21 protein-coding genes and 2 pseudogenes are annotated in these 20,022 nt (G+C 64.9%); 13 read left to right on the forward strand and 10 right to left on the reverse strand.

Annotated features, from left to right (window positions below; translation table 11 throughout):
* The 3 genes from AUC69_RS12385 to AUC69_RS12395 all read right to left on the reverse strand — a co-directional run bounded on the left by AUC69_RS12385 (window position 1) and on the right by AUC69_RS12395 (window position 3,270).
* Window positions 1-1,026, reverse strand: coding sequence for a class I fructose-bisphosphate aldolase (locus AUC69_RS12385; RefSeq protein WP_069442426.1), 1,026 nt, complete (start codon window positions 1,024-1,026; stop codon window positions 1-3).
* 126 nt (window positions 1,027-1,152) lie between these two features.
* Entirely contained in the window at window positions 1,153-2,268 is a 1,116-nt protein-coding gene (locus AUC69_RS12390; RefSeq protein WP_083239411.1) for a patatin-like phospholipase family protein, read from the reverse strand.
* Window positions 2,269-2,454: 186 nt separating this feature from the next.
* Window positions 2,455-3,270, reverse strand: a complete 816-nt coding sequence (locus AUC69_RS12395) for a transporter (RefSeq protein ID WP_069442428.1) — start codon at window positions 3,268-3,270, stop codon at window positions 2,455-2,457.
* Window positions 3,271-3,536: 266 nt separating this feature from the next.
* Here AUC69_RS12395 and AUC69_RS12400 point away from each other — a divergent pair, with 266 nt between their 5' ends.
* Entirely contained in the window at window positions 3,537-3,872 is a 336-nt protein-coding gene (locus tag AUC69_RS12400) for a septal ring lytic transglycosylase RlpA family protein (RefSeq protein WP_069442429.1), read from the forward strand.
* Here the strand turns inward: AUC69_RS12400 and AUC69_RS12405 are convergent.
* The 3 genes and pseudogenes from AUC69_RS12405 to AUC69_RS19780 all read right to left on the reverse strand — a co-directional run.
* A complete protein-coding gene (locus tag AUC69_RS12405; RefSeq protein WP_069442430.1) occupies window positions 3,869-4,246 on the reverse strand; it encodes a hypothetical protein in 378 nt (125 codons plus the stop codon). The two genes, AUC69_RS12400 and AUC69_RS12405, sit on opposite strands and share 4 nt — an antisense overlap.
* Window positions 4,247-4,278: 32 nt before the next feature.
* Window positions 4,279-5,295, reverse strand: coding sequence for an HAD family hydrolase (locus AUC69_RS12410; protein ID WP_162273567.1), 1,017 nt, complete (start codon window positions 5,293-5,295; stop codon window positions 4,279-4,281).
* Window positions 5,296-5,416: 121 nt separating this feature from the next.
* Window positions 5,417-6,294: pseudogene (locus AUC69_RS19780) on the reverse strand (alpha/beta fold hydrolase); the annotation flags it as partial.
* 116 nt (window positions 6,295-6,410) lie between these two features.
* Here AUC69_RS19780 and AUC69_RS12425 point away from each other — a divergent pair.
* From AUC69_RS12425 to AUC69_RS12440, 4 genes are all read left to right on the forward strand, one after another.
* Complete coding sequence (locus AUC69_RS12425) at window positions 6,411-7,379, forward strand: SphA family protein (RefSeq protein ID WP_083239412.1); 969 nt, start codon at window positions 6,411-6,413, stop codon at window positions 7,377-7,379.
* Window positions 7,380-7,524: 145 nt separating this feature from the next.
* Window positions 7,525-8,214, forward strand: a complete 690-nt coding sequence (locus AUC69_RS12430) for a hypothetical protein (protein WP_069442435.1) — start codon at window positions 7,525-7,527, stop codon at window positions 8,212-8,214.
* A gap of 127 nt (window positions 8,215-8,341) precedes the next feature.
* Window positions 8,342-9,295: an NAD-dependent epimerase/dehydratase family protein gene (locus AUC69_RS12435; RefSeq protein WP_069442436.1), complete on the forward strand. Its 954-nt coding sequence runs from the start codon at window positions 8,342-8,344 to the stop codon at window positions 9,293-9,295.
* Window positions 9,296-9,488: 193 nt separating this feature from the next.
* Complete coding sequence (locus AUC69_RS12440) at window positions 9,489-9,686, forward strand: hypothetical protein (protein WP_069442518.1); 198 nt, start codon at window positions 9,489-9,491, stop codon at window positions 9,684-9,686.
* A gap of 54 nt (window positions 9,687-9,740) precedes the next feature.
* Here AUC69_RS12440 and AUC69_RS12445 read toward each other — a convergent pair whose 3' ends face one another.
* Both AUC69_RS12445 and AUC69_RS12450 read right to left on the reverse strand, forming a co-directional pair.
* On the reverse strand, window positions 9,741-10,721 hold the full coding sequence (locus AUC69_RS12445) for a PQQ-dependent catabolism-associated beta-propeller protein (RefSeq protein WP_069442437.1): 981 nt from the start codon (window positions 10,719-10,721) through the stop codon (window positions 9,741-9,743).
* A 52-nt stretch (window positions 10,722-10,773) separates the two neighbouring features.
* A complete protein-coding gene (locus tag AUC69_RS12450; RefSeq protein WP_342018588.1) occupies window positions 10,774-12,009 on the reverse strand; it encodes an ABC transporter substrate-binding protein in 1,236 nt (411 codons plus the stop codon).
* Window positions 12,010-12,378: 369 nt separating this feature from the next.
* On the opposite strand from AUC69_RS12450, the gene AUC69_RS12455 reads away from it, so the two are divergent.
* From AUC69_RS12455 to AUC69_RS12460, 3 genes are all read left to right on the forward strand, one after another.
* Window positions 12,379-13,506: a pyrroloquinoline quinone-dependent dehydrogenase gene (locus AUC69_RS12455; protein WP_244500244.1), complete on the forward strand. Its 1,128-nt coding sequence runs from the start codon at window positions 12,379-12,381 to the stop codon at window positions 13,504-13,506.
* The gene (locus AUC69_RS18685; protein WP_244500245.1) at window positions 13,506-13,961 is read left to right on the forward strand and encodes an outer membrane protein assembly factor BamB family protein; all 456 of its coding nucleotides are present in this window, start codon (window positions 13,506-13,508) and stop codon (window positions 13,959-13,961) included. The genes AUC69_RS12455 and AUC69_RS18685 overlap by 1 nt, the downstream gene beginning before the upstream one ends.
* 111 nt (window positions 13,962-14,072) lie before the next feature.
* Window positions 14,073-14,699 carry a c-type cytochrome gene (locus tag AUC69_RS12460; RefSeq protein WP_069442439.1) on the forward strand — a complete coding sequence of 209 codons (627 nt, stop codon included), beginning with the start codon at window positions 14,073-14,075 and terminating at the stop codon, window positions 14,697-14,699.
* A 15-nt stretch (window positions 14,700-14,714) separates the two neighbouring features.
* On the opposite strand, the gene AUC69_RS12465 is transcribed toward AUC69_RS12460, so the two are convergent.
* Both AUC69_RS12465 and AUC69_RS19785 read right to left on the reverse strand, forming a co-directional pair.
* A complete protein-coding gene (locus AUC69_RS12465; RefSeq protein ID WP_069442440.1) occupies window positions 14,715-15,167 on the reverse strand; it encodes an ankyrin repeat domain-containing protein in 453 nt (150 codons plus the stop codon).
* Window positions 15,137-15,457 (reverse strand): ankyrin repeat domain-containing protein, encoded by a 321-nt coding sequence (locus AUC69_RS19785; RefSeq protein ID WP_083239415.1) that lies wholly within the window; start codon window positions 15,455-15,457, stop codon window positions 15,137-15,139. The genes AUC69_RS12465 and AUC69_RS19785 overlap by 31 nt, the downstream gene beginning before the upstream one ends.
* Window positions 15,458-15,780: 323 nt before the next feature.
* Between AUC69_RS19785 and AUC69_RS12475 the strand changes: the two genes are divergently transcribed.
* The 5 genes and pseudogenes from AUC69_RS12475 (at window position 15,781) to lpxB (ending at window position 20,004) form a co-directional block, all read left to right on the forward strand.
* Window positions 15,781-16,806 (forward strand): agmatine deiminase family protein, encoded by a 1,026-nt coding sequence (locus AUC69_RS12475; RefSeq protein WP_069442442.1) that lies wholly within the window; start codon window positions 15,781-15,783, stop codon window positions 16,804-16,806.
* Window positions 16,803-17,663: an N-carbamoylputrescine amidase gene (aguB, locus tag AUC69_RS12480; protein WP_069442443.1), complete on the forward strand. Its 861-nt coding sequence runs from the start codon at window positions 16,803-16,805 to the stop codon at window positions 17,661-17,663. The genes AUC69_RS12475 and aguB overlap by 4 nt, the downstream gene beginning before the upstream one ends.
* Window positions 17,660-18,577 carry an aldose 1-epimerase gene (locus AUC69_RS12485; RefSeq protein WP_083239416.1) on the forward strand — a complete coding sequence of 306 codons (918 nt, stop codon included), beginning with the start codon at window positions 17,660-17,662 and terminating at the stop codon, window positions 18,575-18,577. The genes aguB and AUC69_RS12485 overlap by 4 nt, the downstream gene beginning before the upstream one ends.
* A 244-nt stretch (window positions 18,578-18,821) precedes the next feature.
* A complete protein-coding gene (locus AUC69_RS19095; RefSeq protein WP_280136649.1) occupies window positions 18,822-18,956 on the forward strand; it encodes a hypothetical protein in 135 nt (44 codons plus the stop codon).
* Window positions 18,957-18,988: 32 nt separating this feature from the next.
* Window positions 18,989-20,004, forward strand: a pseudogene (lpxB, locus tag AUC69_RS12490) (lipid-A-disaccharide synthase).
* The last annotated feature ends 18 nt before the right edge of the window (window positions 20,005-20,022 follow it).

A 20,022-nucleotide genomic window follows, 5' to 3' on the forward strand; every position in this document is an offset into this window, starting at 1 on the left:
TCAGGCCGCCTGCTTCTCGATATCGGCCGTCCATTTGCCGAGCGCGGCGAGACCGTTCATCTCGGCCCGGTGCGAGAAAGCGCTTTGCGCCGCCGTGACATTATCGGTCTTGCCGGACCATGCCACTTGCGGGGCGTGCTGCAGCGCGCGCCCATAAGAGAACGTCAGATGCCACGGCACACCGCCGAGCTTGTTCATGGCGTCGAGCCGCGCGGTGGCCTCCACGTCGGACTGGCCGCCCGACAGGAAGGCGATGCCCGGCACCGCCGACGGCACGCAATCCTTCAAGACCCGAATGGTTTTCTCGGCGATCTCCTCGTCCGGCACCTGCGTCGCGCATTTCGCGCCCGGAAGGACCATGTTGGGCTTGAGCACCATGCCCTCGAGATTGACCTTGGCGTAATAGAGCTCCTGGAACACGGTCTTCAGCGCCCACATGGTGACGGCCTCGCAGCGGTCGATGGTGTGGTCGCCGTCCATCAGCACTTCCGGCTCGACGATCGGCACGAGATCCTGCTCCTGGCAGAGCGCCGCGTAGCGGGCGAGCGCATGCGCGTTGGAATTGATGGCGTCGTGGCTCGGGATACCGGCGCCGATGTCGATCACCGCGCGCCACTTGCAGAACCGCGCGCCCAGCTCCCGATATTCGATCAGCCGCTCGCGCAAGCCGTCCAGCCCCTCGGTGATGGTCTCGCCGGGGCAGAAGGGGAGCGGCTTGGCGCCCTTATCCACCTTGATGCCCGGAATGGCGCCGGTCTGTTCGATCACCTTGACCAGCGGCGTGCCGTCCGCGGCCTTCTGGCGGATGGTCTCGTCGAACAGGATCACGCCCGAGATATGGTCGTGCATGGCCTTGGTCGTACGGAACAGAAGCTCGCGATAGTCCCGCCGGTTCTCCTCGGTGGATTCAACGCCGATGGCATCGAAGCGCTTCTTGATCGTGCCGCCCGACTCGTCGGCGGCCAGAAGGCCCTTGCCCGGCGCGACCATGGCGGTCGCCACTCTGTTGAGCTCAGCGAGGTTCATCAATCTCTCTCCCCTGATCCTGTTCCGCGATTGGTGGTTTTCCGGCTCTTATAAGCCAGGATCGTGCGGCTTTGCAGCCCCCACGATGGGCTTTCCGCTGATCCGACGCTTACTCTTTGGACTCGCTCAGTTTCCCATGCGCGGCGGAACTTTCTTCCACGCATAGCCGTCTTGGGCGAGCCGGTAGCCGAGATCGTAGAGCTTCGTCATATAGACCGGGTCGAAGGACTGGGTGCTGGTGTCGTGAAAATCGGCGGGGATATAGGCAAGGTTGTAGTCGATGCCGTTCCGCTTGGAGAAAAGGTAGAGCTCGTAGAGATCCCCGACACCCTGACTCTTGATCAGGCTCGACACGGCGCGGCCGGCAATGGACAGGGTCCTCGCCTTGACCACCTTGTATTCGGGCGCCACGTGGCCGTTGCGGATGATGTAAGCGCGCCTGATCGGATTGAAGCCAAGCGTGCGATCCGCCTTGCTCGCCATGAACTGTGTCGGCACGAGGAAGACTTCGCGGGTCGCTCCGCCATCCACGTGCATTTCCTCATAGGTTGAGCCATTGGCGGCGACCTTGATGAAGCCGGGCGGAAACACGGCGGGAATCGCCGCCGAGGCTAGCAGCACCGTGCGGAACAGATCCAACGCTTGCGGACTGCCGCTCGTGGCGATGCGGCCCATATCCCAGATCACCGGCCGCTCGGCGTCGAGATTCGTGGTGCCGATCAGCAGGCGGCGCCCTTTACGATGCTCGGCGGCGATTTCCTCGAGAAACGCCTCATCGACGTAATAGGCGACGATCTTGGCCAAGGGTGCGTTGCTTGAAAGCGAGTCCCCGCCGAGAAGCCCTCTGATCGGGCGGGCGATGGCGATGTCCTTGGTGTCGGACTGGGTAAAGACCTGCTTCAGCGCCTCGTCGTATTTCGGTCCTAAGAAGGCGAAGGGGGCGGTGAGCGCACCGGTCGAAACGCCGGTCACGAGTTCGAATTCGGGCCGCGTGCCGGCGGCGGTCCAACCGCCGAGCAGACCGGCCCCGAAGGCGCCGTCGCTGCCGCCACCGGACAGCGCGAGGAAATTGACGACGGGACGCCGTCCCTTGGCCACCAACTGAGGACGCTCCGCCCGAATCTGCGTCCACTTCTCCTTGACCATGTCCTCGGCATTGGGTGGGAGCTGGTCGCCCCAGAAGCGCACGGGCTCGGGTCCCATGCCGACGACCTCGGCCTGCGTCTCCAGACCCAGCGGCACCGGGTTGCGTGCGATCGCGGCAGCGCAACTCGCCAGCCCTACGGCCAGCGCAACGCCACAACCGGCTCGCAACGCCCAACGCCACCTATGCACGAAAGTCCCCCTTTCCCCGCCAATACCCGCGGGGAATTCCCTTTGAGCCCAGCAACCTAGCGCATTACCCAGGTCCGTGGCGAGCGCGGAGAATCAGCCCCCTTTTTGGGGAAACAGGAAGGTCGCCGTGGCGCGCAGGCCCCAATCAGAGCCGAAACGAGGGGTTTCCGGGTACCAGCGGCCGCCGACCTCCAGGCTGACCGGCTGCTCGCCAAGGTGGTAGATGTGGCTCACCATGAGGTTGAGAGGGATTTCCCACTGTTCCGCCGTCCAGTTGTAGCCCGCCTCCGAATTGAGCGTGAGCGTCGTGGAGTCCTTCCAGGTAAAGGCCAGGAAGGGCTGGAGATAGGTCTGATTGACCTCGGGCTGATCCTCGCCCCCGCCCGCGTCGGCGAAGGACCAAATGTGATGGGTGAGGATGCCGTAGGTCCAGCCTTTATCCTGCTTGAGCACCACGAAGGTCGGACCGATGCTCCATTTCTCGCTGTCGACGAGGGAGTCCGTTCCCGTCGGCAGACTGATTGCGGGGCCGATGCCCCAAGTGGTGCCGTCTCCTTCGGTATTCGGCGACAGGAAGAAACTCTGTAGCGTGTCGCCGAGCGCGAAGGTTTCGCCGAGCCCGGGAGCCGGCGAGCCCAGCGCCACGACGGGGAGGATGGTGCGGCTGATCAGATTCCACTCGGGATTCAGATGGAACGGAATGACCGGCTCGATTTCGAGCTGCCAGCGGCTGGCATCCGAGGGGCCGTAGCAGCAATCGTAGTCGTTCTCGAACGGCACGCTGATCAGGTCGGCAACCGGGTTGGCCAGTTTCTTGGCAAGGTCCGCGGAGCTAGCCACTTGCGCTATGCCCGAGCCTGGCGCCGCCGCCACGAACAGCCCAAGGGCGATCGCCAATCCCACCCGCATCGCCACTTCCCCGCTCGGTTGGCGCCTGCGCCGGAGTCTAGCTGAGTCGCTTGCGCGCCCGGCGGCGAATACCGGTCGAGCGTGGATAAGGTCCGGCCCGACCCGACCGAGGACCCGCCATACCGTCCGTTCCTACATCGCTAATGCGCGCTTAACCGGTCTCAGAATGGCCGCACGGTTCCCCAACTCCCGCCCAATGCTCTCCGAACTTCGGCCCCGGCCGCGCGTTACCCCCGCTCAAATCGCAACAGGAGAAGGTGGGATTCATGCGTTATTGGGCCTTGGCGGGACTGATCGTCCTCGCAACATCGTCAGCACAGGCAAGCCAGACCGTCGGTGCAACATGGTACGGCAATGAGCTGCGTGGCCATCGCACGGCCAATGGCGAGGTTTTCAACCCGGACGGGCACACGGCCGCTCACCGCAGCCTGCCCTTCGGCACTTGCCTGCTCGTCGGCAACCCGAACACCGGCAAGTCGGTGAAGGTTCGGGTCAACGACCGCGGCCCCTTCACCAAAGGCCTGACCCTCGACCTGTCGCATGGTGCGGCGCGCGCCATCGGCATGCGCTCGACCCAGAATGTGACGATGAAGAAGTGCTAGCGGCGCGCTAGAAACGCGTAGACGAATAAGGAGCCGATCACCGCGTGCAGGATGGCGCCGGGCCAAAGCCCGGCTCCCTCTGTACCCCACGCGGAAAACAGCACGAGAATTACGCCGCCGACAATGTTGTAGGTGCCGAGGCCATACGCCGCCGCGAGTCCGCCTTGAGTCTCCAGATGGTTGCGCCCGATCAACGCGCCCACGCCGAGTCCGAGGGTCGCGGCCCCGAGCAGGCTGACCAGAGCAAGCGTCGGCGTCTGCACACCGCCGCCCTTCCCGCCGGCCATCTCGATTACGCTGAGCGGGGCGACCAACGCCCAGGCGCCGAACAGGACCTCGATCCACCCGGATATCAGCATCAATAATTTCAGCATCGTCCCCTCCAGGGGCTCCCGAGCTCAAAGGCTCACGGCGTCGGCTTCTCCCAGGAGAAGATCACCTTCCAGTCATTCTTCATATTCACCACCGACCAGCCATTCGCCTCGGCATGTTCCAGCAGCTCGACGGGGAATTTGCCCACGTCGGAATCCGGGCCATAGGCATATTCGCGTTCGGCGTCGGTGTGATGCACGAGGCCCATGAAGCACAGGCCTTCGCAGTTGGCGGTCCATTCCAGCATCTCTTTGTCGCCGATCGAGTTGCCGAAAGCGAAGATCGGCTGCCGCCCCACATAATGATTGATGCCTTCCGCCTTGCCCGGCCCATCGTCGAAGAACAGAAGCTGCGGCAGCTTCACCAGCGCCGGGCTCGCGTCCCACATCCGAAATTGCGTCTGCCCGGCGGAGCCGACGACCTGCCAGGGCGGAATGCCGTAGCACTGCTCCGTATAGGCGCGCATGAACTCGACGCCGCCGCCCGAGACGATGAAGGTCATGAAGCCGTTGGCGCGCAAATAGTCGAGCAGCTCGATCATCGGCTTGTAGGTGAGATCGGTATAGGGGCGCTTGAAGCGCGGATGCTTGGCGGTCTTGAGCCAATTCGCGATGATGTCGTTGAACTCGACCGTGGTCATGCCGCTATGGGTTGCGGCGATGAGCTCCACCGCGCCCTTCTCGCCATAGGTCAGGAGCTTTTTGGTATTGCCGTCGAGCACCGACTTGAACGGCTCCTTGGTTTTCCAGTCGGGGTGCTTGTTCGACATCGCCTTCACCCGGTCGATGACGAAGACGAACTGGGTATAGAGCGGCTTCTCCAGCCACAGCGTGCCGTCATTGTCGAAGGTGGCGATGCGGTCTTGCGGCGCCACATAGTCGTCGCTCCCTTCCGTGGTCACGCGCTCGACGAAATCGATGATAGTCGCCTTGACGGGACTTTCGCTCCACGACGGCAGCGGATCGGGGCTCTGCGCTTGCGCCAGCGATGCCGGGCCAAGAACACCGAGCAGCGCGGCCACAAGCGCCTTCCGGAAAAACGCGACAATCATGGAGCCTCTCCACTGGATCATTGGGCTGGCGCATTGAGGAAGTCCCGGATCGCCGCCAGGGTCTCTCCGGCTTCTCCACCATGGGAGAATGCCCGGCGCCGTCGATCATGACAATCTTCGCGCCCGGCACGCTATCGAAGAGCTTGGCGCTTGCCGGTGAGATCAGCGCGTCTTCCGTGCCGAACAGAACCAGGAGCGGCGGCACCGGATCGATGGCCGCGAGCCGCGCGGGCGTGCCTTGCTCGGTGACATAGGCGATGCTGTCGTCGTGGGCGCGGCGGAACACGGTGTAAGTGAGCTGCCAAAGGTCGGCGACGAATTTATCGGGCACCGGAAATCCCGGCGCGAAACCTTGGGTCAGGGCCTGGCGCAGCATCGCGTCGGTGCGGACCCGCCACAGACCCTGGCCGATGAGCGGCATGAGTCCGAGCCGCGTCATGAGATCGAAGGCGGTTTCCGGCTTGGGCGGCGAATCGATCAGCACCAGGCGCTCGACTTGGCTCGGATTGGCCACGGCGAAGGCGGCCGCCACCTCGCCGCCCATGGAATGGCCGATCACCACGCACGCGCGACGCCGAGCTTGTCGAGCACCGCCTTGACCAGCGCCGCCTGGCGCGAAATGGCATAGCCGGATCCCGGCGCCTCCGTGCCGCCATGGCCGATCAGGTCGAAACGGATCACCTGATGATCGTTCGACAGTGCCGGCGCGATCGCATCCCACCAATCGAGTGCGGCGCCGAAGCCGTGGATCAGGACGATGGGCGGCCCCTCGCCCTCGACCTTGACGTTGGCGGTGACGACCGCCGTCTCCATCAGCTCGCCGCCGCTGCGCGCCATGGCAGGCCGCGTTTGCAGGCCAACCAGCATGGCATTGACGGCGAGCGCGGCGGCCAGGGTCAACACCACGACCACCGCGACGAGGAAGCGTGACATCACGCCTTCTATCGCAACACGTCCAAGCCATCCACGCCGGAAAACCGGCCTGTGGCAAATCTGCATCCCGGCGCCGCTTCTTGTCGGCGAGTGCCCCTCGCCAATAGCGATGACGGAACCGCCAGCGTAAGCTGGCACGCCCAGAATCAAGCTGGGGCAGATCGTCGGGGGGAGAGAACGGAATGGCACGGGGGAGAACAATCGCCGGCGGTCTTGCCGTGGCGCTGGCAGTCATGGGCAATGGTACCGGCCACGCTGCCGAGTTCGGCACCGGACCCTGGGTCAAAGGCTATACCGACATTTTCGGCGGCGTGCTTCCCTCCGCCCCCGGCGTCTATGTCCGCACCGACGCCTTCCATTATAGCGGCAGCGCCGACACGACCATCTTCGACGGCCGCATTGGGGTCTCCGTCGAGCAGGACTACACGGCCACGCTCGCCGCGCTCAACATCGTCACGCCGTGGAAGCTCTTCGGCGGCACCTACGCGCTCGCCGTGGTACCCAGCATGGTCGCCATGAGCGTCGACGTCGGTGTCGAGATCCCAGCCTTCACCGGCCCGCGCGGCAACAGCTTCGGGCCGTTTCAGCTCAATCGCGGCGACACCAATCTCACCCCGGGCGACACCGCCTTCTCGCCGTTCCTGCTCGGCTGGGACGCGGGCAAGTTTCATTGGAACGTCGGCGTGTTCGGCTTCGCCCCCACCGGCGACTACAGCACCAAGCAGCTCGCCAACACGAGCCTCAACCACTGGGCAGTGATGAGCCGTCTGGCGGCAACCTATTTCGATCCCCAGACCGGATGGCAGGCGACCGGCGCTGCGATCTACACGGTGAACTGGGAGAACCCCGACACCGATTACGAGACCGGCAATATTCTCAACCTCGAAGGCTCGATCACCAAGAATTTCGGGCCGCTCGGTCTCGGCGTGGTCAGCTATGCGATGATCCAGACCACCGGAGACAGTGGCGCAGGCGCCCGGCTCGGCTCGTTCGAGTCCCGGGTCTATGCCGTCGGCCCGATCGTGACCTTCACGACCAGCGCCGACCCGTCGAAGGCCCTCACCATCATCGTCAAGAGCTACCACGAGTTCGACGCCGAGAACACGTTCGAGGGCGACGTGGTCGATGCCGCGGTGAGTTTCAAGTTCTAGCGGCCAGTAGCTGGCCTGGTCGATATGGTTACGAGCGGCACACCAAACCGTTCGCGATGCGAAATTCTGTTCACGAATCTCCGCTAACGTCACGCCCTTCCCGGGAACGCATCCACGTTCCCCGTTCCCCAAGGAGGAGGCAAACATGACCCTTACCCGTAGCCTTTGCATGCTAACGGCCGTCGCCGCTCTGCTGGTCGCGCCCGGTCTGGCGCAGGCCGAAGACGCCATCAGCCACCCGGCCAAGAAGTCGATCGGCTCGCACAGCAATGAAATGGTCGCATCGCTCGCCGTGCTCAACGCGCGCGGCGCCAGCCTCGACGGCAACACGCTCACGCTCACCGGTGTGTCCCCCAATTCCATCGTCTTCGCCGACCGCCCGGTGCATGCCGCCGGCCATGTGCTGACCTCGCATTTCATCCGCGAATGGGATGAGGGCGTCGAGAGCTTCGCCAAGAGCCCGCCCAACGCCACCATCTCGGTGCTCGGCGAGGACGGCGGCTCGGTCAAGGACGCAGTCGTGGTCCTCAAGTCGCCGAAGCTCGACGGCGACAAGCTGACCTTCGACGTCTCCGTGCTCGAAGGCGACCTCAAGGGCGCGTCGGGCGCCGCGGCTTTGTTCATCGACCGGTTCGCCGCCCATATCAACGGGCCGCACGGCGGTCATGTGAATGTCGTCGGCGGCCGGCCGGCCTGGCATGGCGCCTGGTATGCCCGTCCGGGCGCGGCCTTCGGCGCCGGCGTCGCGGTGGGTGCCATCGGGGCCGCGGCGGCAGCGCCCTACCCCTATTACGGACCCCAGTGCGGCTACTACCCCTACCCGCCCTGCTACTAGGGCGCGTTTCGCCAGCGGCAAGCCGTCCCAGGCGGGAGGGCTTGCTCTGGCCCAAATGTGGTTGTGAACTCATGGGCTAACGCGATCGGGCTCGGGCATTGCCCCGGGCCCGGCCTTTCGGAGCCACATGACGGGAGCAACGGAAAAGACCCCGGATCGCAAGCCTCTCGTGGCGCTGACCGGCGCCACGGGCTTCATCGGCCAGCACTTGCTCAAAGCGCTGTCCGAGCGCGGCTACCGCCTGCGCGTGCTGCTCCGCCGCCCCACCATCCTGCCGCAAGGCTGCGCCAGCGTTCTCATCGGCGATCTGTCCCAGCCCTATAATATGTCGGAAGCCCTGGCGGACGTGGACGCGGTCATCCATACCGCCGGCACCGCCGGCTCGATGTCGGGCTTGCCCGAGGACGACTATCGCCTGCTGAACGCGGAAGCGACCGTGGCTTTCGCCAAGGCCGCCGAGCGGGCGCGCGTCAAACGCTTCATCTTCCTGTCGTCGATCCGGGCGCAGGCCGGCCCCACCGCCGAGGGCGTGCTCACCGAGGAGCGCGAACCGCACCCCACCGACGCCTATGGCCGCTCGAAGCTCGAGGCGGAGAAGGGTCTCGCCGAAACCGGGCTCGACTGGGCCGCGCTGCGCCTCGCCCTCGTCTACGGCCCCGGCGCCCAGGGCAATATCGCCCGGCTCCTCAAGCTGGCCCGCTCCCCCTACCCCCTGCCGCTGGCGGGGTTGCGCGCCCGGCACTCGCTTCTGGCGCTCGACAATCTAGCCGAAGCGGTCGATCGAATTCTCGCCGCGCCGGCCCCATTGCGTCGGCCTTTCATCGTCGCCGACCCCGAGCCGCTCACCATCGGCGAGATCGTTGCTGCATTGCGGCACGGTTTGGGCCGCCGCGCTGGCCTGTTCTACGTCCCGCGGGCAATGCTCAAAGCGGCTCTACGCGCGGGCGGACATGGCGGAAACTTAGAGCCTTTATTCGGTTCACTGGTGGCCGATCCGTCGGCACTCACGCGTCTCGACTGGCTGCCGCCTGTTGCAACGCAGCACGGACTCGCCGCGCTCGCGCGCGATGCCGCACACTGATGCTGCAACGCGCAACGTCTCGATTTTTATAGGCTTTCGAGACGCTGGTCTTACGATCGTCGCATTCAAACGCTATAAACTACCCATGGCTGACGTGGGGGTAGCCAAGTGCAACGACGGTCACGACGAGATCGAGACTCTGGCTTGGGACGCTACAGAGCGGATTTCTCGGGTGACGAACAAGGAGGCGTTCATGGCACTCCCCAAGATTGTCCTGCGCGGCAGGAAGGTGATCCTTCTGAGCGGCTACAAGGATGAAAATGCGAGCACGGGCGTTACGCGCCGTGGCGTCATCGTCGACGCCAAGGACAAGCTCCTGATCGCCGCCAAGCGGAACCCGGATGCGGTTGCCTTCGGCTTTGTCGCCGGTGAATGGGTCGCGTCCGCCTAAGGCGGACCCTCCAAGCGAACCCTTTTGGCTAAGCGAGCCCGTTTGCGCTTGAATTCAATTCTTCGAAATCGTCACGCCCCACGGCGCGGTCCCGGTTGCGATCGACTTGATGACCTTGAGGCGCGGCACGTCGATCACCGAGACGTCGTTGCTGTTGCCGTTGGTCGCGAATAGCAGCTTCTGGTCGGGCGTGAACGCGAGTTGCCACACGCGCTTGCCCACCAGCAGATAGTCCTCCACCTCGAACGTCTTCGCGTCGATGACCGCCACGCGGTTCGCCGGCCCCAGCGCCACGAACGCCTTCGTTCCGTCCTTGCTGACGCGCACGCCCACCGGCTGGATATATTCAGGCTGCACGCCCGGCACGTTGAAGCCGATGGTCTTGATGATCTTGCGCGTCTTGGCATCGATCACCGTGACATTGCCCGCGACCTCCGCCGTGACCCATAGCTGCGTGCCGTCGGCGGTGAACTCGGCAAAGCGCGGCCGCTGCCCCACCAGCACATTGTCGGTGATCTCGTAAGTCTGGCTGTCGATGAAATGCGCCATGTTGGTGGTTTCGGACGTCACCACCACGACCTTGCCGTCGGGGCTGATGCCGACGCCCTCCGGCTCGACCCCGACCTCAACCTCGGCCAGCCGTTCCCGCGTCTTGAGATCGATCACCGTCAGCAGGTCGTCGTCCTCGTTCGCGACGTAAACCGGGTTGCCGGACGGGTGGATGTTGAGGAGCTCCGGATCCGGCCCCGAAGGTAGATCGGCGACGATCTCGTGCGAGGCCACATCGAGCACTTGCACCGTGTCGGAGTCGCTGGCGCAGATGAGCACCTGCGAATCGTCCTTGGTCAGCATGATGCCGCGCGGCCGCTGGCCCACGGGGATGGTCGTTTGCACCTCGAGCGTGTCGCTGTCGATGACCGTAAGCGAGTTGCCCTTCTCGTTGGAGATGTAGACCGTATAGGCCTGGGCCGTGCCGGCCGAACCCCAGGCGAGTCCGACGACCGCGACGACCGCGGCAAGCCTCGATACGCTCATGTCTCTCTCCCCATTCTCATTTGTTTGGCGGCAGCCGAACACCGGCCCCTAATCAGAACTTGCACTTGCTTTCCGGCGCATCGATGCCCAGCGTGTCGACCTCCGCATGCTCGTGCAGGAATCCCGCTTGCGGCGACGTGGAGACCGGCAGATCCGGCCCGGCGATGATGATCGGCTGGCGCATCTGACCGTCCCATTTGCGGAAGGTCACCTTCTGGCCTTTGAACGCCGCGAGATCGAACTTGTCACCGCGCAGATAATCGTTGATCGCCGCGAAGTCGCCCGAGCCCGTGCGCGACGCCGCCTCACCGATGGCGCGCACCGCCACCCATGCCTGATAGTCCACCGGCCACATGAAACGCTTGGCGAAACGCTGGAAGCGGTTCTGCATCTGCGTCGCGCCCCATTGCTCATGCGCCGGGTGCCAGCTCATGGCGGTGAGCCCGGCGGTGCCGGCGACGGGCCGCGGGTCCCAGGTGCGATAGGGCAGATACGGGCCGAACACTTCTTTCCGGTCGGCGACCACCAAGACGTCGTAGTCGGGTGCGCCTTGGGTGAAGACCGGCATTTGCAGCTGGATCAACTGCTGGCCGCTATCGGAGCGGCGCGCTCCGGGCGTCTCCTTATATTCGCGCTCCTCGACGATCGTGGCGCCGAAGCGCTTGGCCGACCGGCGCAGAGCCGCGAGAAAAGCGCGATCCTCGGGATAGACGCCGGACACCACGAACCAGCGCTGCCACCGCTTCCACACGAGATATTGGGCCAACCCGTCGGCCAGCATGGCGAGATCCGGCGCCGTATGCAGCACGTTAGCCCGGCAATCCTCCTGACGCAGGTTAACCTCCGGCGCGCGCACGTTGAACAGGAGCACGTCCTGGCCCTTGACCGAGTCGGACAGCCGCAGCAGCGTCTCGGCCGGCGCGTCCACCAGGACAAAGCGGTGTCCGCTGGCCACCAGCCCCCGCAGCGCCGCCACGGCGTCGCCGTCGACCGGAACCTGCTCCACATCAAGCGTGAAAACCTGCTTGGTGAACTTCCCCGTGGTGTTGTCGTCCTTGAGCGCGATCTCGGCGCCGGCGATGCGAGATCCTCGGGCTCCACATTGAGCCGCGACAGCGGGATGAGCCGCGTCACCTCCTGCTTGAGATAGCCGATCGGGATTTGGGTGCGCGCATCGCCGGGCGGCGGTATCACCGCGGCAGTCTCGGCGATGGCCGGAAACGGCCCGATCGGGCCGGCCGCCAAGAAGCCGGACACAATAAGGGCCCAAAGTGGCCCTCTGACCCAAACAGTTCTGTCGTAGTATTTCATTTGAGCCAATTGTACCCGTCTAACGGCAGGTGCAGTAGCACGTCAAACGAGTGTAATTAGCAAGGTGATTGCGATCAGGCATTCTGGATGCCGCGTGCAATCAGCGGTTTTATTGACAAATGGCAAGGTGGCGCGCAGTCTCGCCGGTGCGAACCCGTCTGGAGCAGCCGGTACCAATCGGCTGGAATCGGGAGCACCCAAGGAGGAACACATGGGGAGCTGTAAGACAGCCGCCACAGTCGTCGGCGCGCTAGCGATGAGTTTTGTCGGAGCTAATCTGGCTTGGGCAGGCTCAGAAACGGAAACTGCCGCAACCAGCAAAGCCAAGGATGCGCCGGTTCCGTCCGTGTCGCAGGAGCAGCTCAGCGCTGCTGCCGGCGACGAGAACAACTTTCTTCATACCAACGGCAATTACGACCAGACCCGCTTTTATCCGGGCAAACAGGTCAACAAATCCAACGTCGGCAATCTTCGTCCCGCCTGGATTTTCCAGACCGAGGTGAAGGAGTCGCTTGAGACCACGCCGATCGTCGTCGATGGCGTCATGTACGTCACCACGTCGTTCAACCACGTCTACGCCATCGACGCCAAGACCGGCGAAGAGTTCTGGCACTACAAGCACAAGATGGGCCCGGTCACGACCTATTGCTGCGGTCCCAACAATCGCGGCGTCGCCATCTATAAAGACAAGGTCTATATGGGCACGCTCGATGCCAAACTCGTGGCGCTCGACGCCAAGACCGGCAGCCTCGTTTGGCAGACGCAGCTCGCCGATCCCGAGCTCGGCTACAGCGAGACCATGGCGCCCACGGCCGTGGACGGCAAGATCCTGATCGGCACCAACGGTGGCGAGTACGGTATCCGCGGTTTCGTGCGCGCCTATGATGCCGAGACGGGCAAGATGGTGTGGAACTTCCACACGACGCCCGAGGACTCGACCGGCGTGTGGGCCACCCACGACGCCACCGGCAAGGACATGCACCGCGACATCGAGGCGGAAAAAGCGGCGCTCAAGAAATTGGGCGACCCCTACAAGACCCTCGGCGGCGGCGTGTGGCAGAACCCGGCTGTCGATCTCAAGACGAAGCGCATCTACTTCGTCGTCGGCAACCCGTCACCCGATCTCGACGGCTCGATCCGTCCTGGTGACAACCTCTACACGGACTCGCTCGTCTCCGTCGATCTCGAGACGGGCAAGTATGTCTGCCACTTCCAATACATCGCCCATGACGTTTGGGATCTGGACTCGGTCAGCCCGCCGATCCTGGTCGATGTGAAGGATAAGGACGGCAAGACGGTTCCCGGCGTGATCCACGCGGGCAAGACCGGCAACGTGTATGTCCATAACCGCGACGATTGCAGCCTCATCCGCTTCTCCGATCCGATGGTCGATCAGACCGGGATGTGGACTCTGCCGACTCCCGAGGGCGCACCCATGCTCCCGGGCGCCAATGGCGGCGTCGAGTGTCGGTGATGGCCGTCAATCCGAACCTGAACCTGACCTATGCGGTCAATCTGCATCAGCCCATGACGTATCACGTCGAAAGCTCGCCCTATCCGGGCGGCAAGCTCTGGCTCGGTGGTGCCTTCAAGATCATCCCCGGCTCCGAGCAGTTCGGCAACGTCTCGGCCGTCGACTACAACACCGGCAAGATCAAGTGGCAGAAGAAGACGCCGCTGCCGATGATGGGCGGTGCGTTGGCCACGGCCGGCGGGCTCGTGTTTACCGGTGAAGGCGACGGCTGGTTCCGGGCCTATGACGCCGAGAACGGCGACGTGCTGTGGTCGTTCTTCGCGGGCGCGGGCGTGAATGCGCCGCCGGCTTCCTACTCGGTGGACGGCAAGCAGTACATCGTGGTCGGCGCGGGTGGTAACACCCAGATCGACTTCAAGCGTGGCAACAACATCATCGCCTTCACGGCCGACTGATCGCGTTCGACGTTTGACGGTTAGCAAGACCAAGAGGACGGGGCATAATCGTGCCCCGTCCTTTTCCATGACGGGGTCCTACCTTCGCCATCCCATGCCGGAGAAATAAGAATGTCGGTTTCAAACTGGGCGCTGCGCGCCGCCGCTCTGCTCGCCGCCCTGCTCTTGGGCGCCATCATCATGGGCGGCACCGCCTTCGCCGCCGACGATATCGAGCAGAAGGCGCAAATCTGCGCCGCTTGCCATGGCGCGAACGGCGTGCCGGTCAACAACACGACGCCGGTGATCTGGGGCCAGGACGAAGGCTATCTCTATCTGCAGCTCCGCGACTTCAAGAGCGGCATGCGCAAGAACCCGCTGATGGAGCCCATCGCGGCCCAGCTCGAGAAGTCGGACATGTTCGCGCTCGCAGCCTATTTCAAGAAAAAGGCCTGGCCGGATCTCAAGCAGCCGCCGGCGCCGGACGACGTGGCCGCCAAGGCCGAGTCGGCCGCCAAGTCCATCGGCTGCCGCGGCTGCCATCTCGATCACTTCCAAGGCGACGGCTCGACCGCGCGCCTTGCCGGCCAATGGCAGCCTTATCTCCTCAATACGATGATGGCGTTCCGCGACGGATCGCGCGGCAACAACCCGGGCATGTCGGATCTGATGAAGGCTACGCCGGCCGACGATCTCGAGGCCCTGTCAAAATATCTGGCCGGCCTCCAGATCGACGCCTATCTCGGCCATGGCCGCTAGCCGGACCCCGACGGACTAGTGCGTCGCCGCGAGCTTCTCGCGCAGCACCGTCAGCGAGGTGAGGTCACCGGCCTTCTTGCCCTGCTTGTCGCGCAGGCTGCTGTCGGCGCCGCGGGCGAGCAGGAGATCGACGATCGCCTCGTGGTCCTGCTCGGCGGCGATCATCAGGGCGGTCCGCCCCCGGTTATCCTGATCGTCGATCCGGGCGCCGCGATCGAGCAGCAGGTCTATGACGGTCATGACATCCTTCACGCCGGCTTCGCTCGAATAGCCCGAGGCCCACATCAGCGCCGTGAGATCGTTGCCATAGCGCGCATTGACGTCGACGCCCTTGTCCAGCAGCAGGCGGGTCACGGGCAGGAATCCGCGCCCGGCGGCATACACGATCGGCGCCTTCTGCGTCTTGTCGATGGCATTGAGGTCGGCGCCGTGGTCGATCAGGAAGGCGGCGATGGGCTCGCTGCCCATGAACGCCGCGCCGCAAGCGGACTGATATCGCTGCGGCCGGGTAGATTCACATCGGCGCCGCGCGCCACCAGCAACTCCACGATCTTCAGCCTGCCGGATTCCGCCGCCTTATAGAGGGCGGAGGAACCGTCGATATTGCGGGCGTCGATGGCCGCGCCGCGATCCAGGAACAGGGTGACGAGGTCGGCATGGCCGGCCGCGGCGGCATGGGCCAGCGGGTTGGCCCGAACCGGTCGCGCGCTTCGAGCGATGCCCCCTTTTCGAGCACGAGGACGGCGAGCGCCTCGCAGTCTTGGTCGGCGGCGGAGAACAGCACGTTGTTCACCTCGATGGGGCTCGCCCCCCGCTGGATCTGCTCATAGCCCTGCTCCAGGGCCTGACAGGCCTTGCGGTCGGCGCGTGCGTCCGGGGACAGGAGCGGCAGGCAGATAAGGGCCGCGGCGGCGGCGGCGGCGGCGGGCCGAAATGCGGCGGCAAGGAGGGATGGCTTCATGGTGACTTTCTCTTTACATCGAACGCTTACAGCGACCCTGTTAGGCTTAAACGCCTGGGGCGACGCCCTATATCCTCGAAGGCTATCACGACAGCCTCCTGACATGACAGTTTCCCCCTTATGACCGTGTCCCTGACCGAACAGACGATCGCCGTGCCCCCCGAATGGGCGCCGCAAAAGGCCATCTGGACCGCCTGGCCCGCCGACCCGGCCGAGTGGAACGATGACCTCGCGACGCCGCGCCGCGACGTGGCGGCGATGGTGCGCGCGCTGGCCGGGACCAACACCGTGAGAGTGCTGGTCAACGGCACGGAAGCCGAAGCCTCCGCCCGCGCCGCGCTTGGCGACAGCGCCGGCATCCTGCAAGCCGCATATGGGGACATCTGGCTGCGCGACACCGGCCCCATCTTCGCGCATGGGCCAAACGGTCCTGTCGCGCTGCGCTTCAAGACCAATGGCTGGGGCGGCAAGTTCGACCTCGCAGGGGACGACACGGTCGGCGACGAGATCGCGCTGGCCACCGGCACGCCGACCAAGAGCTTCGACTACGTGCTGGAGGGTGGCGCCATCGAGCAGGACGGCGAAGGCACCATTCTCACCACGCGGCAGACTTTGCTCAACGAGAACCGCAACGGCTGGAGCAAGCCCGACGCCGAAGCGGCATTGCGCACCGCCTTCGACGCCAAGACGATCGTCTGGATCGACGAGGGTCTCGCCGGCGATCATACGGACGGCCATGTCGACAACATCGCCCGCTTCTTCGCGCCCGGCCGCGTGGTCTGTCAGACACCCGCCGGACCCGACGATCCCAACGGCTCGGTGCTCGACGCCATCGCCAGCAGCCTCGAAGCCGCGACCGACGCCAAGGGGCGAAAGCTCGACGTCATCCGCGTGCCGGGCCCGGGCCGGGTGGTAAACGCCCATGGCGAGCTGGCGCCCGCCTCGCACATGAATTTCGTCATCGCCAACGGCGTCGTGGTGGTGCCGGTCTATGGCACGGCGACGCAAAGCGCCGCCCTCGATGCCCTGCAAGCCGTATTCCCGGACCGCAAGGTGATCGGCCTCCCCTCGCACGGCCTACTCGGCGCCGGCATCGCCGGCGGCGGCTCGTTCCACTGCATCACCCGCGAGGAACCCGCCCGATGACCGCGCGCAGCATCGCCGTGGCCGCCATCCAGTCGGCCTTCGGGCACGACATGAAGGCCAATCTCGATAAGGTCGAGGCGCTCGTGTGCGACGCCGCCGAGCAGGGCGCGCAAGTGATCCTGCCGCCCGAGCTGTTCCAGGGCATCTATTTCCCGACGCGCCAGGATCCGAAATGGTTCGAGACGGCCTACGGCGTCGGCGATCATCCTTGCGTGCGCGCGCTACAGAAGATCGCCAAGACGCTGAAAGTCGTCATCCCCGTCTCCTTCTTCGAGAAGGACGGGCCGCGCTATTACAACAGCGTGGCCATCGCCGATGCGGACGGCGAGATCCTCGGCGTCTACCGCAAGAGCCACATTCCGGACGGGCCCGGCTATCAGGAGAAGTATTATTTCCGGCCCGGCGATACCGGCTTCAAGACGTGGAAGACCAAGCACGGGCTGATCGGCGTCGGCATTTGCTGGGACCAGTGGTATCCGGAAGCCGCCCGCGCCATGATGCTCGAAGGCGCCGAGGTGCTGTTCTACCCGACAGCCATCGGCTCGGAGCCTTACGACGAGGCGCTCGACACCCATGACCGCTGGCAGCGCGCCATGCAGGGCCATGCGGTGGCCAATGCCGTTCCCATCGTCGCCGCCAACCGCATCGGCGTGGAGGACAATGACGGCTTCAGCCAAAAATATTACGGGCACTCCTTCATCGCCGACCATACCGGCGCGCTCATCGCCGAGATGGACGACACCAGCGAAGGCGTCATCGTGGCGCGCTTCGATGTCGAGGAGATCGCCCGCTACCGCGCCGACTGGGGATTCTTCCGCGACCGCCGCACCGATCTCTACGGCAAGAGCGTTTTATGAGCGGCGTCGCCAACGACCTCGACGATCCGACCGCGACGCGGATCGCCACGGGCGACACCGATGCGACCTTCCTCCCCGGCCACGGCATGCTCGGCATCTCGCTGCGTCACCAGGGCGTCGAATATCTGCGGCGCGTCGAAGAGCTGAAGATCTTCGCCGCGAAGAACCGGACCGCGGGCATCCCCTTCCTGTTTCCCTGGGCCAACCGGCTCGCCGGCTTTCAATACGAGGTCGCCGGACGCGGCGTGACTCTCAGCGCCCACTCGCCGGTGCTCCGCTATGACGACAACGGCCTGCCCATGCACGGCATGATGTGGCCGCACCTGTCCTGGAGCATCGTCGAGGCGAAAGCGGACACGTTGACCGCGAGCCTCGACTGGTCGCACCCGAAATGTCTCGTGGTCTTCCCCTATCCCTGCCGACTCTCCATGACGGCGACCGTTGCGCCCGCGAGCCTCACCATCGAGACGGCACTGACGCCGACCAGCGACATCGCCGTTCCGGTGAGCTTCGGCTTCCACCCCTATCTCGGGCTGCCCGACCTACCGCGCCAGGACTGGCGCGTGACCCTGCCGGCGATGCGTCACCTCACGCTCGATGCGCGGAACATCCCGACCGGCGCCGAGGCGCCCTTCCCCGGCCTCGACGCCCCGCTGGCGATGCGCGACTTCGACGATGGCTTCGCGTTGCTCGGCGATCAGGCGACCCTGTCGGTCTCGGGCGGCGGACATCGCATCTCGGTCGACCTGCTGGACGGCTACCCCTTCACACAAGTCTACGCGCCGCACGCGCACGACTATCTCGCCTTCGAGCCGATGACCGCGCCCACCAACGCGCTTATCAGCAAGACCAGCTTGCGCATGGTCGCGCCCGGCGAGACGTTCCGCGCCACGTTCCGCGTCCGGGCCGGATAGATATTTAATTATAACAATGACTTGCAGAAAGCGCGGGCGCCATCCCCAAGTCACCGGCGGGGCGCGATTGTCGGAGATCCAACAATCTGCGAGACAGACACTAAACCGCAACGCCCACCGCGAAATTTCCTGGCACAAGACAGGCCGCCAGGCCTAATTCGTGCCGCGTTAGCACGCGAGACCTGGCGACTGGGAACTCGGGGCACTTGGGGCACTTGGGAATAGCCATGATCGGGAGCGTTGTATGAGCCGGCAAGACCCGCTGATCTTTGTCGTCTCGGGCGAGGCCTCCGGCGACAACCTCGCCGGACGGCTCATGAGCGCGCTGGAAGCGCAGACCGACGGCCGCGTCCGCTTCGCCGGCGTCGGCGGCCCATGAGTGCGGCGCACGGCCTCGAAAGCCTGTTCCCCATGCACGACCTCTCGGTCATCGGCCTCGCCGAGGTGATCCCGCATCTGCCGCGGCTCATCAAACGACTCAACCAGACAGCCGCCGCCGCCCGCGAGCTCAATCCCGATGTCATCGTCACCGTGGACTCGCCGGGCTTTGTCTGCGGCTCGCTCATAAGATGCGCGGCTCCGGTGTTCCCATCGTGCATTACGTGGCGCCCCAGCTGTGGGCCTGGCGCCCCGGCCGCGCCCGCGAACTCGCCCAGCGCGTCGATCACCTGATGGCGCTACTGCCCTTCGAGGTGCCCTTCTTCGCCAATTACGGCATCCCGTGCACCTATGTCGGCCACTCGGCCATCGAGTCCGGCGCCACGCGCGGCGACGGCAAAGCCTTCCGGCAACGTCACGGCCTGCCGGCCGACGCGCCCGTCCTCTGCGTGGTCCCGGGCAGCCGCACCAGCGAGGTCCGGCGCATCCTGCCGATCTTTGGCCAATCGCTGCGAAAGCTGATCGAGACCAATCCCGACTTGCGCGTCGTCATCCCCGTGGCCGCCTCGGTTGCCGGAGAGGTCGAAGCCCTGACCAAGGATTGGCCGTTGCCGGTCACCCTGATCGCCGACGCGGACGAGCGCTTCGACGCCTTCGCTGCCTGCGACGCCGCTATGACCAAGTCAGGCACAGTGACTCTGGAACTCGCCCTCGCCCAGGTGCCCATGGTGGTGGCCTACCGGGTCACCGCTACGACAGCGTTTCTGGTTCGCCGCATGGGCGTCAATGTCGAATATGCATCGCTGGTGAACCTGCTTGCCGGCCACATGGTCGTGCCGGAGTTGATCCAGGAGGATTGCACCCCGGAGAAGGTCGCCGCGGCGGTCGAGGAATTATTTCGCTCGAAGGAAGCCCGCCAGGCCCAGCGCGCCGGCTTCCGCGAGGTCATCGCCATTCTCGGCGACGCCAATCCGCCGCCGAGCGAGCGCGCCGCCAAGGTGGTGCTCGACGCCATCCGCGTGCGGGACGCGGTGCAACGGCAAGGCTAACGAACAGGCTGGCGGAGA

It is taken from the genome of Methyloceanibacter superfactus, from assembly GCF_001723305.1.
Classification (GTDB): Bacteria; Pseudomonadota; Alphaproteobacteria; order Rhizobiales; family Methyloligellaceae; genus Methyloceanibacter; species Methyloceanibacter superfactus.

What these genes read in the sequence shown, in the direction of transcription:
- AUC69_RS12385 (WP_069442426.1), bottom strand. Translation starts at nt 1,026, where the DNA reads ATGAACCTCGCTGAGCTCAACAGAGTGGCGACCGCCATGGTCGCGCCG.
- AUC69_RS12395 (WP_069442428.1), bottom strand. Translation starts at nt 3,270, where the DNA reads ATGCGGGTGGGATTGGCGATCGCCCTTGGGCTGTTCGTGGCGGCGGCG.
- AUC69_RS12400 (WP_069442429.1), top strand. Translation starts at nt 3,537, where the DNA reads ATGCGTTATTGGGCCTTGGCGGGACTGATCGTCCTCGCAACATCGTCA.
- AUC69_RS12405 (WP_069442430.1), bottom strand. Translation starts at nt 4,246, where the DNA reads ATGCTGAAATTATTGATGCTGATATCCGGGTGGATCGAGGTCCTGTTC.
- AUC69_RS12410 (WP_162273567.1), bottom strand. Translation starts at nt 5,295, where the DNA reads ATGATTGTCGCGTTTTTCCGGAAGGCGCTTGTGGCCGCGCTGCTCGGT.
- AUC69_RS12425 (WP_083239412.1), top strand. Translation starts at nt 6,411, where the DNA reads ATGGCACGGGGGAGAACAATCGCCGGCGGTCTTGCCGTGGCGCTGGCA.
- AUC69_RS12430 (WP_069442435.1), top strand. Translation starts at nt 7,525, where the DNA reads ATGACCCTTACCCGTAGCCTTTGCATGCTAACGGCCGTCGCCGCTCTG.
- AUC69_RS12435 (WP_069442436.1), top strand. Translation starts at nt 8,342, where the DNA reads ATGACGGGAGCAACGGAAAAGACCCCGGATCGCAAGCCTCTCGTGGCG.
- AUC69_RS12440 (WP_069442518.1), top strand. Translation starts at nt 9,489, where the DNA reads ATGGCACTCCCCAAGATTGTCCTGCGCGGCAGGAAGGTGATCCTTCTG.
- AUC69_RS12445 (WP_069442437.1), bottom strand. Translation starts at nt 10,721, where the DNA reads ATGAGCGTATCGAGGCTTGCCGCGGTCGTCGCGGTCGTCGGACTCGCC.
- AUC69_RS18685 (WP_244500245.1), top strand. Translation starts at nt 13,506, where the DNA reads ATGGCCGTCAATCCGAACCTGAACCTGACCTATGCGGTCAATCTGCAT.
- AUC69_RS12460 (WP_069442439.1), top strand. Translation starts at nt 14,073, where the DNA reads ATGTCGGTTTCAAACTGGGCGCTGCGCGCCGCCGCTCTGCTCGCCGCC.
- AUC69_RS12465 (WP_069442440.1), bottom strand. Translation starts at nt 15,167, where the DNA reads ATGGGCAGCGAGCCCATCGCCGCCTTCCTGATCGACCACGGCGCCGAC.
- AUC69_RS12475 (WP_069442442.1), top strand. Translation starts at nt 15,781, where the DNA reads ATGACCGTGTCCCTGACCGAACAGACGATCGCCGTGCCCCCCGAATGG.
- aguB (WP_069442443.1), top strand. Translation starts at nt 16,803, where the DNA reads ATGACCGCGCGCAGCATCGCCGTGGCCGCCATCCAGTCGGCCTTCGGG.
- AUC69_RS12485 (WP_083239416.1), top strand. Translation starts at nt 17,660, where the DNA reads ATGAGCGGCGTCGCCAACGACCTCGACGATCCGACCGCGACGCGGATC.
- AUC69_RS19095 (WP_280136649.1), top strand. Translation starts at nt 18,822, where the DNA reads ATGAGCCGGCAAGACCCGCTGATCTTTGTCGTCTCGGGCGAGGCCTCC.